The organism is Enterococcus sp. LJL128 (assembly GCF_056924295.1).
Map to the genome: position 1 here is coordinate 44939 of NZ_JBXPBP010000012.1, position 13928 is coordinate 58866.

Here is a 13928-nt window from a genome sequence, read left to right on the forward strand (position 1 = left end):
AGATGAGTCCATAAGTATATAACTCAATCTTCTAACCTCCTGGTTCCAGTACTTGGGAGGAAATTTAAAAGCAGGCGAAGGAGCAAAAATGAAAGATAATTTTGAAATCAACTATCAGTTATCCATTGATGATTACTTAGCTCATCAGGAAAACATCTTTTTAAGTAACAAAAATCCCAGTGTGAAGGATTCCGTCCAACGTTGGATTCGTCTTTCCTTTATTTTGATTGTCTTAGTGTATCCAGCAATTGTTTGGCTGCTTACACATTCAGTCGTTTTAACACTGGTTATGTTAATAGCTGCAGCTGTATTGTTTTTCTTTCTACAAAAGAATGCTGCAAAGTCCTATTGGTATTGTTACAAGGGGAAAGCACGGAAAGATTTGCTGCAAACCTATTTCAATAATAATGAAGCTCAGAAAATTCCGATGACTGCTTATTTTCAAGAAGATACATTAACAATCATCAGTGAAACAGCTAGTAAAAAGATTAATAGAAAGGATATCGATAATCTGAAAATATCTCCAGTAAGTATTTTTTTCTATACAACAAAACACGAAGCTTCCTATATTCTTTTAGAAGGAATTGAAAATAAAGAACAAGTGCTTAACTGGTTTAGAGAAAAAGAAGTCTAAGCAAATTTTGTCAGTTGTTTACAAGTCTTCTTTATGAGTACAGGAACTGCAAGTCTTTATGCGTCATTCACCAAACATCTGGAATAATCTGATAAATCGGAGGAAGTCGTAAAATGAAGCATTTTAGAAGAAATAAAAGAGAAAAACTTCTTGAAAATCCTTGGTATGCAGTTTATCGAGATGATATTCATACAGAGACTGGACATCATTTTCCAGAATATTATGTTATCGATGTGCACCAGCCAGTGGCTGCTGCTGTAATTGTCAATAAGAAAAATGAGCTTCTATTCGTAGAGCCTTTCCGCTATCCTATTGATCGAATTAATTTAGAAATTCCCGCAGGCTCCGCTGATTCAGGTGAAAGCCTACAGGAAGCAGCTGTTCGTGAATGTTTGGAAGAAACAGGGTACGAAGTACAGATTGAAGGAACAGGGTATGATTATTTCCCCTCTAATGGTATTTCCAACCAACGTTTTGTTATTTTTTTCGGAAGGGTTATAGATGAAGCTTCGCAAAAAGCCTATGATCAGGCAGAAATAGCTGCAGTACGCTGGCTATCAATAGAGACAGTTAAAGAAAAAATTGCTAACAACGAAATCAAGGATGGGTTAACATTAACTGCCTTGCTCCTTTTTTTATCTATGTAATTCTCTAAAAGACTTTGTGTATAAAGCGGCAGCCATGTTTATCTGATCCAATCAGAGCGGGGACAATGATTTCAAATTCGTCTATAAATTATTTATCTAATGATTCTATTTATTAGGAGATGTTCATGTGAAACTAATTCCGTATCAGCAAAACCGTTCAATCGATAAACAGTTAAATGACTATCATTTATCTAAAGACCAGATTTTGTTCTCAGGCTTGCCAAGAACAGCAATAGACGCTGCCAAGGGAGATGTCAACCGTTTTCCTGTAATTCTAATCAACAAGGAAAAAGCTACAACTTTTTTTATTCTTCAAAAAGGGGAGGAAGCAGCAGCATATTCTGATAATCCTCAGGCCATGCTGTTGCGCAGTTTTTCAACAGACTGGCAATATCAGGGACAAGGCTATGCCAAAAAGGCGCTTCTGTTATTGGATAAGTATATCAAAGTCCATTTTCCCAAGATTGACGAGATTGTCTTAGCTGTGAATAGTGTGAACTTAGCAGCAATTTGCTTGTATTCTGCATGCGGCTATAAAGAGACTAAAAAGAGAATCCAGACAGAGTATGGTCAACTCTGGATTCTATCCAAATCAGTCGCTTAATACATCTGGTTTACTTAAAAATAACAACAATCATCTAAAAAAGGAGTTGGAGAGGATGAACAAACCGAAACGGTTAAAAAAAGGAGACAAAATAGCCATTGTTAGTCTGTCTAGCGGGCTTTTGGGTGAAGAAGGCACCAGCCATAACGTAAGTATAGGAAAAGAACGGTTGGAAAGCTTAGGGCTTATACCTGTTTTTATGCCCAATGCTTTGAAAGGAATTGATTATCTTAAAAATCATCCGGAAGCTAGAGCTGAAGACTTAAAAGCAGCTTTTTTAGATCCGGCAATTAAAGGAATTATTTGTGCGATTGGCGGTGACGACACGTACCGGTTGCTTCCATTTTTAATGGAGGATGAAGCGTTTATCCAAACTGTCAAAGATCAGCCTAAAATCTTTACAGGTTTCTCTGATACAACCATTAATCATTTAATGTTTTATCAATTGGGATTGACTACTTATTATGGTCCAGCCTTTATAACTGATTTAGCAGATATTGCCGTTGATATGCTGCCCTATACCAAAAAATATTTTCTAAATTTTTTGGATTCCCAGTCTGAGATACAGGAGATTAGTTCCAGCGATATCTGGTATGAGGAACGAACGGATTTCTCCCGGGAAGCAATCGGTCAGGATCGTGTTGCCCACACTGAAACAAAAGGCTTTGAACTGCTTCAAGGCAGCTCAGTTTTTGAAGGCCCGCTGCTAGGGGGCTGTATAGAGAGCCTTTCCGATATTTTAACAGCAAACCGCTATCCTGACGAACAGAAAATCTGTGAGCACTATCGACTATTTCCAGCTTTAGAAAAATGGCGGGGAAGTATTTTGTTTATTGAAACAAGTGAGGAACAGCCAACTCCTAAGGTTTTCAGAGAAATTCTTCAGCTATTAAAAGAAAAAAGAATCTTCGAAGTGGTTAACGGTATAATCGTGGGTAAACCTCAGGATGAAAAATATTATGAGGAATATAAAGAGGAATTACTTCAAGTGATTGATAATAAAAACCTCCCGATACTCTATAATATTAACTTTGGTCACGCTACCCCACGATGCGTTCTGCCCTACGGCGTTGTTTGTGAAGTGAATGCCGATGAAAGCATTTTACGTTTTAAGGAATCAATGTTCTCTGGCTAACAGTTATAGCTACTATGTGTTTTACATAGTTAAACCAGTTTTCAGAATTTGACTGAAGGCTGGTTTCTTTTTTGCTTGACTCTCTTCCTACGTCAGAGTATAGACTTAACTCATCAAATTAAAGGAAGGGATGAAGTAGGATGAAAGTTGTTTTGGAGGAGTTTGTGCCCCAAGGAGGGCATCATTGTATTACTAATGCAGTTAAGCAGGTTTTTGCTTATTACGGACATCCAATGACAGAAGCGATGATTTTTGGGTTAGGAGAAGGACTGGATTTTACCTATGTAAATTTAGCTAACGCACCATTAGTTTCTGGACGTTCAAAAACGATTGATTTTGAGAAAATTTTAGCAAAGAACCTGGGAATCGACGTACAAATCAAGAAAAGCAGGATTGCTGAGAAAGCTGAAGCCGCTGCAAAAAAAGAGTTATCCTCAGGGCACCCATTACTGATTTATGTGGATATGGCTTATCTTAACTATCTACAAATGGAGGATGCAGGTCATTTCGGCGGGCATAGCATTGTACTTTTCGGATACGATGATGAAAATGAACTTTTTTATGTCAGCGACCGAGATCAAACCAGCCAGCCGATTCATACCCCGAAAGGATTAATGGGTAGTGATTATCACTTAGTTGGTTTTGAGGAAATAAAGTGTGCCAGAAGCAGCAGGCATCGGCCATTTCCGGCCAATAATCAGGCAGTAAGCTTTGACTTAAGTAATTTCAAAGGAGTAACTGAACACATGCTGATTCAGGCAATTAGCAACACTTGCGAGAGGATGCTCTTTCCAGAAGCAAAATTAAAAGGAATATCCGGGATTGAAAAATTTTCTAGAGAAATCAAACGTTGGAGCAAATTTGATTCGCAAAAACTTCAATTAGCTGCGGTCACTAATTATTTCCAAATTAATCACCGGGGAGGGACAGGCGGGGGGATTTTCAGAAAGCTTTTCGGCACGTTTCTAATTGAAAGCAGCAACTTGCTGAGGCAGCCGATTTTAGCAGAAATAGGAAATGCTTTTGTTGAACTGGCGCAGCAATGGGACAGGTTGGCTGATAGTTTATGGGCACTCTCTGAAAACGGCAATGTTTCAGCGCTTCTCGAACTTAGTGAAGTGATTTACAGTCTGTATCAAAAAGAGCTTATGTTGTTAAACAGACTAAAAAAAGAAATTGAGCTGTTCAACAAAAATATGTAAAATAACAAAAACCTTTAATTATTAGTCTAGACTGAGTAATTTGAAGGTTTTTGTTGTATATGCAACAAAAATATTGTATTATCAAGATAACGAAATAAAAGAAAGCAGGCTGACTATGATTGATGTATTGAGAGATATCGGTTTGATTTATCGATCACTGGATGCAATAGCCAATGTAGAATTTAGAGAGTTTAACTTAACCAGAGGGCAGTATCTTTATCTAGTTAGAATTGTTGAAAATCCTGGTATTATTCAGGACAGGCTGGCTGATTTGATTAAAGTAGACCGGACGACTGTTGCCAGAGCGGTATCAAAGTTAGAGGCTAATGCGCTGATTGAAAAGCAGCTTGATGAAAAAAACAAGAAGATAAAGAAGCTGTTTCCGACTGTAAAGGGAGAGAAAATTGCTGCAATCATTATCAAAGAAAATCAATACTCGAACCAAATTGCACTAGAAGGACTAAGTGCTGCAGAGAGAATACAGTTATCCCAGCTTTTAGAAAAAGTGAAGAAAAATGTGGCAAACGATTGGGAACAATTAAAACAAGGACAAAAACGAAACTATTTATAAAGGAGCTAAAAAATGAACCAGCTAAGAAAATGTACTTCAGAGGATTTAGAATTACTGCAGAAAATCAGTATCGAAACCTATTCGGATACCTTTGGAGCCTACAATACAGGAGAAAATATGGCGATTTACTTAAAGGAAGCTTATAACCGTGAAAAGCTTGCAAAAGAACTGGTGAATCCTTTGTCTCAGTTCTATTTTATTTATGAGGATACGCAGTTAGCAGGCTATATGAAGCTGAACAGCGGTGATGCTCAAACGGAACCAATTGACAAAAATGCTCTAGAAGTGGAACGGATCTATATTCGAGCTGCTTTTAAACGAAAAGGGCTCGGCAAGAAACTGATTGAAACGGCTGTTAAAACAGCAAACGCTCAAAAGAAAACCAGCATTTGGCTAGGTGTTTGGGAGAAAAACGATGCTGCTAAAGTCTTCTATGAAAAAATGGGGTTTCTGGAATACGGCTCCCACGACTTTTATATGGGAGATGACAAGCAGACAGATTTGATTCTGCTTAAACAGTTAGCATCGTAAAAATTTAACGGAAGGGAGCCGTTATGGGTACATGGGTAATCAGAAATATTTCAGCAGCTCCTGAATTAATCAATGACGCAGCTGATTGGTTCCATGAGAAATGGGGGATTCCTGCTGCTATCTATAGGGAAAGTATGCAAGCCAGTCTAATAGAGGAAAGGGCTGTCCCTCAATGGTATGTTGTGGTGGCTAACAAGAAAATCATTGCCGGCTTAGGTGTGATAGAGAATGATTTTCATGAGCGAAAAGATTTAACTCCTAATATTTGTGCAGTCTTCGTAGAGAAAGACTATCGGGGATTGAGTATTGCTGGAGAATTACTTGACTTTACTTGTAAGGATATGAAGAAAAAAGGGATTGATATTCTTTATCTTATTACAGACCATACTACTTTTTATGAAAAATATCATTGGGAATTTCTATGTCTAGTGAAAGAGCAGGGCGGGGCTGGACTAACAAGGATGTATTATCATAAAGAATAAGCTGGTTCTGGTTTTCCGCCTAATAAAAACAGCTTAGAGAGGACAACGAGAACAGTGCCTTTCTAAGTCGTTTTTTTCTACTACATGTGTTTTCTGAATGATGGATACCTTTTGTTTACTCTATTTTCTAAACTACTAGCCGTTTAAATTTAAATATCTAATTTTCTACTTGCCATCCATTTAATCATGGCAGGATCTGCATGAGAGAAGAATTGGCTTTCACCCGCATCCAGTGCAGCAATTGCTTGCTTATCTTCATCTGTTAATGAAAAGTCAAAGACATCAAGATTCTCTGCCATCCGTTCTGGTTTTACAGATTTTGCCAATACCACAATATCCTGTTCTATCAGCCAGCGGATAATTACCTGAGCAACAGATTTATGATACTTTTGACCGATTCCAACAAGCACTTCATTCTTGAAGATATCATTTTTTCCTTCTGCAAAGGGAGCCCACGCTTCTGGAAGAATATTTTCTTCTCTCAATGCTTGAATATTTCTAGTCTGTTGATGAAAAGGATTGATTTCAATCTGATTAATCTGAGGAGTAACCTCATTAAATTCGGCCAAGTCAACTGCCCGGTCTACTGCAAAATTAGAGATGCCGATTGAGCGCACCTTGTTTTCTGCCAGAAGCTCTTCCATAGCACGCCACGCACCATAAACATCGTTATACGGCTGGTGAAGCAGTAATAAATCAATGTATTCAAGTTTTAAGCGGTCAAGGGACTGTTGGAAAGAGGTTTTAACTCCTTCATACGATACATTTTCTACCCAAATTTTTGTTGTGACAAACAATTCTTCTCTAGGAATACCAGATTTAGCTAGTCCGCGACCAACTGCTTCTTCATTCATATATGATTGAGCAGTATCAATATGACGATAACCTGCCTGTAGCGCTGCTAAGACAGCTGCTTCTGCCTCCTGAAAATCAGTAATTTGATAGGTTCCAAAACCAAGAACAGGGATTTCTACACCGTTATTCATCTTTATTGCTTTCATTATTCTTCCTCCATGTCTGTTTTCTTTTTGAAATGCTTCATCTTCCATAATTCCTCGATTTCATCATCTGATAAATTTCCAGTTCGAAACTTGGCAATATGGTCGTCGTAGGTTTCAATTTTATATTGAAGCAGTTCTCTGACTTTCGTCATTTCTGTAATTTTCTCATCCAGCTCATTGAGCTGTTCTTTGAGAATATCTTTTTGTGCCAGCCGTTCATCTCCCTCTAGTTGAGAAAGAGACGCAAATTCTATCAAAGATTCTATTGACAATCCCGCATTGCGCAGACTTTTTGCTAGAAATATCCAGTTTAAATCACGTTTGGTAAAGACTCGATAGCCATTTTTATCTCTTTTTACGGGTGGTATGACTCCTACACGTTCATAATAGCGAATAGCCTCAACTGTTAATCAAACATCTCTGCCGCTTGTTTAATGTTCATTTCCTTTGTCCCTCCTAAAATTTCAGCTGCCTTGTACAGAATAGAACTGACCATTATTTCTATTTAATTAGAAGCTGTTATAAAAAGCCGGTCGTTTTATAATCCGGAAAAATCATGATTGATTATTTCCAACAGCTCGAAGGTATCATTTTCAAAAGCAAACTTCAAAATACAACAGTTGCCAATCCGTCCTTGTTGGTCAACTTGGCTGGTATGCTGCCAGTTTCTCATAAACTGACGACAGGATGCACCATGAGAAACAGCTAAAATAGTCTTACCGGTTTCTTCCTGCATAACTTTTAATAAGGTATCAGATACTCTTTTTTTAAATTGTTGCTCTTCTTCTCCGCCATATGCAGTAAAGAAATTGCCATAGGGGAGAGGCGGGTTTAAATATTCATGCTCCGCTTCCATTGCGCCAAAATTCCATTCCTTCAATCCTTTCAACCGCGTATATTGTTGATGAGTGATAAGCTCTAATGTATCACAAGCCCGTTCAGAAGTTGATGCATAAGCTCCGTCGAACGTGACATTTCTCTCAGAAAAATAACTGCCAGCAATTACTGCCTGCTGTTTGCCTTTTTCCGTCAAAGGAGAGTCGCACCAGCCCTGTATCTTTTTCTGTTGATTAAACAAGGTCTCTCCGTGGCGCATCAAATATAGATGTTTGGTCATTAGTTTCACCCTTTCACTATTTTTCCTTATCCACTACTAAATTTTTATAACTCTATCATAAACCCTGAAGTCCACTTCAAGGCAAGAAAAACATTAATTTTTTTGATTATTATAGTTTTTAATGAAAGTGTCAAAGAAGAGAAACTTCTTTATAATAAAATTCATTAGACGCTTTCTAACATAAAATCTTGATGGTAGACTAAAAAAACAGAGAGAGAAGATGTAGAGATAGTTAGATAGCAAATTACAGTAAAAAGCATGGGGAGGAAATAGCTAATGAGTAAAAATATTTTAGTATTGGGCGGAACCCGTTTTTTTGGAAAACATTTGGTACAACAGCTGCTATCCAGTGGAGAAAATGTCACCTTAGCCACCAGGGGCGTTACTAAGGATTCTTTTGGCAATCAGGTTAAACGAATTGTGTTTGACCGGACAAGCAAGGAAAGTATTCAAAAAACATTGAGCGACTCAGCATTTGATGTTGTTTATGATAATATTGCGTATACTTCTGTTGATGTAGATAATCTATTGTCATCCATTCATTGTCATAGATATATTGTTACTTCATCGACAGCTGTTTATCCAGTACTCCATCTGAAAACAGTGGAAGAAGACTTTGATAGTTCAGATCAGCCTTATAGATTAGTTAACAGAGACGAAACTGATTATGCAGAAGGTAAACGTTCCCTAGAGCTTATTCTCACGCAGAAATATGCTTCCGTTGATGCAGTGATTGTCCGTTTTCCTTACGTCGTCGGATTAGATGACTATACAAAACGACTGCGGTTTTATATTCAACATACCCTTAATCAGCAACCTGTACACTGTGATAACTTTGAGAACCAAATGAGCTTCGTCAGCTCAGAAGAAGCTGGAGCATTTTTAGCTTTTTTAAGTACTTGTTCATTTACAGGTGCAATAAATGGTGCCTCTAAAGGAACAGTTTCGGTAAAAAATGTTTCTGACTATATTAGCACTCAGACAGGCAAAGGCATTTTATTAAATCCCTTTGCAACTGCCGCTCCTTACAATGGCACACCTGAATATAGTATAAATACAGAAAAAGCTCATACTCTTGGTTTTGACTTTTCTGATATTCATCATTGGCTGTTTCAGCTAATTGATGCTGAAATAAAGCCGCATTAAAAAGAAGAGATTGTGAATAAATACATCTTGTTTATTGCAGCACGAAAAGTCCATACCGTTCAAATTCTTTTTTTGATTAAGGTATAGACTTTTTTAATTGTTGCTGAGATAATAAACTTATGTGAATCCTTAGAAGGTACAAGATAGAAGTCTATTTTCTGTTCAACCTTTTACTGGGTTTACCTATTAAATTGTTAGGAGTGTTGAATGTGGAGAAAAATTCATTGAGGGTTGAGATTTTCGTTTAGCCATACGAAAATTCAGGATCCTATAAAAAGTACAGTATTTGGCTAAAACCAAGAAGAAAGAAGCAGGTGAAGTTATGATGACAATCAAACGATTGAACAAATCCATAATAGAAAAGCCAAAACAACTTACTAGGAGGAATTTTTTTGACGCAAACCATTTATGTAAAGGAAAAATTAGACACAAATGAACAAACAGCTATTGAGGCACTAAGAGTATCCTTGGAGAAAAAAGGAATCGCACATAAGCTGGACTTAGATTATCTAGCAGAAAACAAGCATACAAAACATTTACTGTTTTGGACTGATAAGCAGTTGACAGCCTATGGTGTTTTGACTTCATATGACCCTGAAGAGCTGGAAGTCACGATTATGCTGGAAAAATCACAACCAGTATTTGAACAAATTATTGACTCTCTTTATTCATATATAGAGGATAAACCGATGAATCAATTTGTGGTTATTCTTGACCACAAGCATCAAATTATGCAGGACTACCTTGCGGCAGCAGACTGCACCTATGATTTCTCCGAATTCTATATGACCCTATCCTTTGAAAAATTCAATCAGGTTGATGTTACAAGAGTCCCTCTTGTAAGCGGAGAAACAGCTGACGCAAAAGAACTAGGACGTTTTTTAAACGATGGAGAAGACTTTGAACTAGCTCGTGAAGATTTAGAGCGATTTCTACTCTATAAAAAAGACGATACAATTCTTTCAAGCTTACGGATTGATGAATCAGATAACGTTTTTGGGATTTACGGCTTCGTCGTAAAAGAACAGTTACGGGGGCAAGGGATTGGCCGAAAAGTTTTAACGACTGCACTTCAAGATATTATGAATAATGAACCAAAAAAGGTTTATCTGGAAGTTGAAACAGAGAATGCTAATGCTGTCCATTTGTATCAGGTATTGGGCTTTGAAGAGCAGATACAGTTTGATTACTACACATTTTCAAAAAGTAAATAGTCGCAGCGTTCTTAAGTAACAATCAAATCAGCTGCAGACTTAACAAGTATAAAAACTAAAGCAACTAGAAGAGGCTGAATCAAAAAAGTTCAGCTTCAAGAAATAAGCCGGAAGTCACGAAAATTGTTTCACGATTTTTGATGACTTCCGGCTTATTGTCGAAAAAAATATTTTTATCTTGCCTGCTATTTAGAATTAGAGTAAAAAAGTTCCGACCGGATTTTTTTATACGCTATTTCTATTAGCAGCTTTGAAAAAACATAGTGGGGGATTGTATGAAAATTGTAATATCTGGTAGTGTTTCTCAGCAGAAAGACTATGCTTTCTGGATAAAAAAATTTAAACAACATAACTATACAGTGCTGGACTATCCAAAACCATGTGAAGATTTGCAGCAAGAATATCCGGAATTATTTAAACATTTTTTTCAAAGCATTGAAGCAACTGATGTTTTATTTTTGCTGAATAAGAAAAAGAATGGAGTAGAGGGCTATATTGGCGCTGCTGGTTTTTCTGAGTTAGCTTATGCTGTAGCTCAAAAATTGCTCCATAATAAAACAATCCGTATTATTTTATTTCAAAAACCGGCAAAAGATGTCCACTGTTTCAGCGAGATTGAGTTATGGCTGAGTAACCAATGGATTGAACTTTACTCAGAGACTCAGATACTAGTAGATGAGTAGCTGCATACTATAAAATAAAAAAACTATGTGACTATTAGAAAGAAGTGGTGATTGTGAATAGAATCAAACTTATCTTTCCAGAAATGGCGTTTCAGCAGCAATTAGAAGACTTCAGAGCAGCTTTTATCAAGTCCAATGATACAATGAATGGTTCAAATGGTCTTAGGAATGCTGAAACGATTGAAGAATGGATTGAGACATTAGTACAGCTGAAAGAGGGAGCCCACGATACATTAGTGCCCTCAGATACTTTTTTGGCTGTTCGAAAGCAAGATAACCAGCTGATTGGCATGATTGATGTTCGTCATTACCTTAACGACTATTTAAAAAAATATGGTGGTCATATTGGCTACTGCATTTTTCCGGAAGAACGAAAAAAGGGCTATGGAAAAGAAATGCTGGCGTTAATCCTGGACTACTGTAGAACTAAAAGCTATGAAGAGCTGCTGATTATTTGTGAAGAAAGCAATCTCGGATCAATTGCAGTCATTAAAGCAAATGGAGGGAAGCTGAAGGAGAAATATACTGATCCGGATGATGGCTCTGAGAATCTACGTTTTTTTATCTCGCTGAAATGAAAAGTCCAGCAGAAACTAATTCATTATTATCCACGTAACGGTAGATAGACTAAAAAGCTTAAGCTGTGAACTAACTAATAATCATAGCTTAAGCTTTTTTTATTGACAAACAGTCTATTTTTAGTTAGCATACTAACTAAAAATAGAGAGAGGAGCAGTAAAGATGAATACTGGCTATTTATTAATGAACGTCTCTAAGCAGCTTCGCTATGAATTGAATTTGTCGCTTGCTTCTATTGGTATCACTGTCCAACAGTGGGCAGTCATTCAGCAAGTTGGTCAGCTTTCCTCCAACAATAATTCAGCTACTGCGGTTAAATTAACTAAAAATCTGGATATGGATAAGCCGACAATTTCAGGAATTATTAACCGGCTAATCAAAAAAGGTATTATTCTTAGACAAGCCAATCCATCCGACAGTAGATCCTATTTATTGCTATTAACTAAAGATGGACGTGGGTATTTAGAAAAAGGAGAAGAAATAAGCAATCGACTGCTAACTGACTATCTGAGCAAGTTGTCTTTAGTAGAGCAGGATCAGCTAAATAAGATTCTCACAAAGCTTAATAAGGCGGACACTATATCCTCAGAAAAAGGAGTACAATGATGGAACATATATTAGTAGTAGGCGGCACAGGCAACATAGGATTTCCGCTAGTAGAGACATTGTCCATGCATGAAAATATTGCTGTAACAGCAGGTGTTCACAATGTTGAAAAAGCAAAAAAAATGCTGGGGGTCTTTGAAAATGTAACGATTTGTCCCTTTGACTTTTTAGATTCAGCTACTTTTCCAAAAGCATTCGAGCAGGTAAGTAAGGTATTTTTTGTCCGCCCGCCTCAACTATCAAAGCCCAAGGAAGACATGCTGCCGTTTCTTCAGTTTGCCAAGCAGCAAAACATCAGCCAAATTGTTTTTGTATCATTAATAGGAGTTGAAAAAAATCCAGTCACACCTCATCATAAAATCGAAAAAATGATTCGTGAACTAGAGCTGCCATTTACTTTTATTCGACCAAGCTTTTTCATGCAGAATTTGAACACGACTCATAGAGAAGATATTCAAAAGCATCACGATTTGTTTATCCCAGCAGGACATGCTAAAACAAGTTTCATTGATACTCGAGATATAGGTGAAATTGCTGCTATTAGTCTAATGGATCATAGCTATATAAATCAGACATTAGATATTACTGGTCCGGAAGCATTGACCTATGATGAGATTTCTCAGAAAATGACTCGCATTCTGGAGATGCCTATCACGTATAGTAAACCCGGGCTTTTAAAGTTTCGACGCACAATGCTCAAACGGGGCATTCCTAAAGATTATGCAAATGTGATGGTGATGCTTTATCTCATTACACAGCTTGGAAATGCTAAAGCTGTAACAACGACAGCAGAGAAAGTCTTGAACAAACCTCCAAGGACAATAGAGAGATACATTGAAGACTACAAGAAATATTTTATTCGATAGGTTATCAACAAATTATCTAGTATTCCATTTTTTGAAGTTTAAGATACAGCTGTAAAAGAATAATCAATGTCAATGCAGTCAATAAAGAGGAGATGTAGGGAAGCTCATTGATTGGTGAATTCCAAATAAAATGCAAAATTATTGGAAAGAAAAAATAGAAGTAGCTAGAACGGCTGCGCAATTGCTTAGAAAGAACGCCGGCCGCTCCCAAAGTAAAAAGTCCGGTATAAGACCAATGAGAACTGATAGAGCCTGTGATTCGATTCACTGCCTCTGGAATAATCTGAGAAAAATCAGCTGCAGCTTTTTCAGTGATGTAGGAAACATCCTCCATAATCTGAAATCCTAGACCAACAGCAATTCCAATGAGCAACGCGCTTTTAATATCTTTCTTGCCTACCAATAACCATAACATAACTGCACAAAAACCTTTTATTCCTTCTTCAATGATTGGAGCAGTCAATGCGTCTAGCCAGGAGCTAAGTGTTTCAGATGAGCTGAATAGCTGCTTTAATCCATTTCCCAAAAACTCATTACCATACGCAGCTGGCTGTCCGGTAACAAAAGCACCTATCAACAGGCAAATCAGAAAATAGAAAACTGACAGATTCCACCTGACTGAAAGAAATAGTGCAGAGACAGTAATCGGGATGACGTAGGATAACAATAAACAAAATGACAAGAATAACACTAAATATTGATTATTTGATATACTTAATTCCGAAATACCTGTAAGCTCATAGTCTACTCCTTGAGCAAACAAAAAAAATAAAAGAAACCAGCTAATCCATACTGCTTTTTGATATTTTTCCATGATTTATTCCTCCTAGCCAGTCTTGTTATCCCTAGTATAGCACGAGCGATTGCTTTCTATCTAAATGGACAATCTTAAATTGAAAATACCCCAAAA

At 37.2% G+C, this 13928-nt stretch carries 17 protein-coding genes and 1 pseudogene; 14 read left to right on the plus strand and 4 right to left on the minus strand.

Annotation, left to right across the window (positions count from 1 at the left end; all coding sequences use genetic code 11):
• The first annotated feature begins 88 nt into the window (after positions 1-88).
• The 8 genes from AC1Z3K_RS13565 (at position 89) to AC1Z3K_RS13600 (ending at position 5806) form a co-directional block, all read left to right on the plus strand.
• A complete protein-coding gene (locus AC1Z3K_RS13565; protein WP_461733003.1) occupies positions 89-634 on the plus strand; it encodes a hypothetical protein in 546 nt (181 codons plus the stop codon).
• 113 nt (positions 635-747) lie between these two features.
• Positions 748-1281 carry an NUDIX hydrolase gene (locus tag AC1Z3K_RS13570; RefSeq protein WP_461733004.1) on the plus strand — a complete coding sequence of 178 codons (534 nt, stop codon included), beginning with the start codon at positions 748-750 and terminating at the stop codon, positions 1279-1281.
• Positions 1282-1408: 127 nt separating this feature from the next.
• The gene (locus AC1Z3K_RS13575) at positions 1409-1885 is read left to right on the plus strand and encodes a GNAT family N-acetyltransferase (protein ID WP_461733005.1); all 477 of its coding nucleotides are present in this window, start codon (positions 1409-1411) and stop codon (positions 1883-1885) included.
• A gap of 55 nt (positions 1886-1940) precedes the next feature.
• Complete coding sequence (locus AC1Z3K_RS13580; RefSeq protein WP_461733006.1) at positions 1941-3020, plus strand: S66 family peptidase; 1080 nt, start codon at positions 1941-1943, stop codon at positions 3018-3020.
• Between the two features lie 140 nt (positions 3021-3160).
• Positions 3161-4222, plus strand: a complete 1062-nt coding sequence (locus tag AC1Z3K_RS13585) for a BtrH N-terminal domain-containing protein (protein WP_461733007.1) — start codon at positions 3161-3163, stop codon at positions 4220-4222.
• Positions 4223-4337: 115 nt separating this feature from the next.
• A complete protein-coding gene (locus AC1Z3K_RS13590; RefSeq protein WP_461733008.1) occupies positions 4338-4793 on the plus strand; it encodes a MarR family winged helix-turn-helix transcriptional regulator in 456 nt (151 codons plus the stop codon).
• 12 nt (positions 4794-4805) lie between these two features.
• Positions 4806-5324, plus strand: a complete 519-nt coding sequence (locus AC1Z3K_RS13595; RefSeq protein ID WP_461733009.1) for a GNAT family N-acetyltransferase — start codon at positions 4806-4808, stop codon at positions 5322-5324.
• A gap of 23 nt (positions 5325-5347) precedes the next feature.
• A complete protein-coding gene (locus tag AC1Z3K_RS13600; RefSeq protein ID WP_461733010.1) occupies positions 5348-5806 on the plus strand; it encodes a GNAT family N-acetyltransferase in 459 nt (152 codons plus the stop codon).
• A 149-nt stretch (positions 5807-5955) separates the two neighbouring features.
• Here the strand turns inward: AC1Z3K_RS13600 and AC1Z3K_RS13605 are convergent, their stop codons facing one another.
• The 3 genes and pseudogenes from AC1Z3K_RS13605 to AC1Z3K_RS13615 form a co-directional block, all read right to left on the minus strand.
• Positions 5956-6807, minus strand: coding sequence for an aldo/keto reductase (locus tag AC1Z3K_RS13605; protein ID WP_461733011.1), 852 nt, complete (start codon positions 6805-6807; stop codon positions 5956-5958).
• A pseudogene (locus tag AC1Z3K_RS13610) lies at positions 6807-7249 on the minus strand (MerR family transcriptional regulator). Before AC1Z3K_RS13610 ends, AC1Z3K_RS13605 begins: the two are co-directional and overlap by 1 nt.
• Before the next feature lie 96 nt (positions 7250-7345).
• On the minus strand, positions 7346-7924 hold the full coding sequence (locus tag AC1Z3K_RS13615) for a histidine phosphatase family protein (protein ID WP_461733012.1): 579 nt from the start codon (positions 7922-7924) through the stop codon (positions 7346-7348).
• 276 nt (positions 7925-8200) lie between these two features.
• Between AC1Z3K_RS13615 and AC1Z3K_RS13620 the strand changes: the two genes are divergently transcribed.
• The 6 genes from AC1Z3K_RS13620 to AC1Z3K_RS13645 all read left to right on the plus strand — a co-directional run bounded on the left by AC1Z3K_RS13620 (position 8201) and on the right by AC1Z3K_RS13645 (position 13018).
• Positions 8201-9070 carry an NAD-dependent epimerase/dehydratase family protein gene (locus AC1Z3K_RS13620; protein ID WP_461733013.1) on the plus strand — a complete coding sequence of 290 codons (870 nt, stop codon included), beginning with the start codon at positions 8201-8203 and terminating at the stop codon, positions 9068-9070.
• A gap of 392 nt (positions 9071-9462) precedes the next feature.
• Positions 9463-10284, plus strand: a complete 822-nt coding sequence (locus AC1Z3K_RS13625) for a GNAT family N-acetyltransferase (protein ID WP_461733014.1) — start codon at positions 9463-9465, stop codon at positions 10282-10284.
• 275 nt (positions 10285-10559) lie between these two features.
• Positions 10560-10967: a hypothetical protein gene (locus tag AC1Z3K_RS13630; RefSeq protein ID WP_426084735.1), complete on the plus strand. Its 408-nt coding sequence runs from the start codon at positions 10560-10562 to the stop codon at positions 10965-10967.
• A 53-nt stretch (positions 10968-11020) separates the two neighbouring features.
• Positions 11021-11545, plus strand: a complete 525-nt coding sequence (locus AC1Z3K_RS13635) for a GNAT family N-acetyltransferase (RefSeq protein WP_426084736.1) — start codon at positions 11021-11023, stop codon at positions 11543-11545.
• A 163-nt stretch (positions 11546-11708) separates the two neighbouring features.
• Positions 11709-12152: a MarR family winged helix-turn-helix transcriptional regulator gene (locus AC1Z3K_RS13640; RefSeq protein ID WP_426084737.1), complete on the plus strand. Its 444-nt coding sequence runs from the start codon at positions 11709-11711 to the stop codon at positions 12150-12152.
• Positions 12152-13018: an SDR family oxidoreductase gene (locus tag AC1Z3K_RS13645; RefSeq protein ID WP_461733015.1), complete on the plus strand. Its 867-nt coding sequence runs from the start codon at positions 12152-12154 to the stop codon at positions 13016-13018. The genes AC1Z3K_RS13640 and AC1Z3K_RS13645 overlap by 1 nt, the downstream gene beginning before the upstream one ends.
• 16 nt (positions 13019-13034) lie before the next feature.
• On the opposite strand, the gene AC1Z3K_RS13650 is transcribed toward AC1Z3K_RS13645, so the two are convergent.
• Entirely contained in the window at positions 13035-13832 is a 798-nt protein-coding gene (locus AC1Z3K_RS13650) for a PrsW family glutamic-type intramembrane protease (protein WP_461733016.1), read from the minus strand.
• Positions 13833-13928: the final 96 nt, after the last annotated feature.

Excerpts from the sequence above, each read along its gene's own strand:
- AC1Z3K_RS13565 (WP_461733003.1), top strand. The coding sequence starts at position 89 with ATGAAAGATAATTTTGAAATCAACTATCAGTTATCCATTGATGATTAC.
- AC1Z3K_RS13570 (WP_461733004.1), top strand. The coding sequence starts at position 748 with ATGAAGCATTTTAGAAGAAATAAAAGAGAAAAACTTCTTGAAAATCCT.
- AC1Z3K_RS13580 (WP_461733006.1), top strand. The coding sequence starts at position 1,941 with ATGAACAAACCGAAACGGTTAAAAAAAGGAGACAAAATAGCCATTGTT.
- AC1Z3K_RS13585 (WP_461733007.1), top strand. The coding sequence starts at position 3,161 with ATGAAAGTTGTTTTGGAGGAGTTTGTGCCCCAAGGAGGGCATCATTGT.
- AC1Z3K_RS13590 (WP_461733008.1), top strand. The coding sequence starts at position 4,338 with ATGATTGATGTATTGAGAGATATCGGTTTGATTTATCGATCACTGGAT.
- AC1Z3K_RS13595 (WP_461733009.1), top strand. The coding sequence starts at position 4,806 with ATGAACCAGCTAAGAAAATGTACTTCAGAGGATTTAGAATTACTGCAG.
- AC1Z3K_RS13600 (WP_461733010.1), top strand. The coding sequence starts at position 5,348 with ATGGGTACATGGGTAATCAGAAATATTTCAGCAGCTCCTGAATTAATC.
- AC1Z3K_RS13605 (WP_461733011.1), bottom strand. The coding sequence starts at position 6,807 with ATGAAAGCAATAAAGATGAATAACGGTGTAGAAATCCCTGTTCTTGGT.
- AC1Z3K_RS13615 (WP_461733012.1), bottom strand. The coding sequence starts at position 7,924 with ATGACCAAACATCTATATTTGATGCGCCACGGAGAGACCTTGTTTAAT.
- AC1Z3K_RS13620 (WP_461733013.1), top strand. The coding sequence starts at position 8,201 with ATGAGTAAAAATATTTTAGTATTGGGCGGAACCCGTTTTTTTGGAAAA.
- AC1Z3K_RS13630 (WP_426084735.1), top strand. The coding sequence starts at position 10,560 with ATGAAAATTGTAATATCTGGTAGTGTTTCTCAGCAGAAAGACTATGCT.
- AC1Z3K_RS13640 (WP_426084737.1), top strand. The coding sequence starts at position 11,709 with ATGAATACTGGCTATTTATTAATGAACGTCTCTAAGCAGCTTCGCTAT.
- AC1Z3K_RS13645 (WP_461733015.1), top strand. The coding sequence starts at position 12,152 with ATGGAACATATATTAGTAGTAGGCGGCACAGGCAACATAGGATTTCCG.
- AC1Z3K_RS13650 (WP_461733016.1), bottom strand. The coding sequence starts at position 13,832 with ATGGAAAAATATCAAAAAGCAGTATGGATTAGCTGGTTTCTTTTATTT.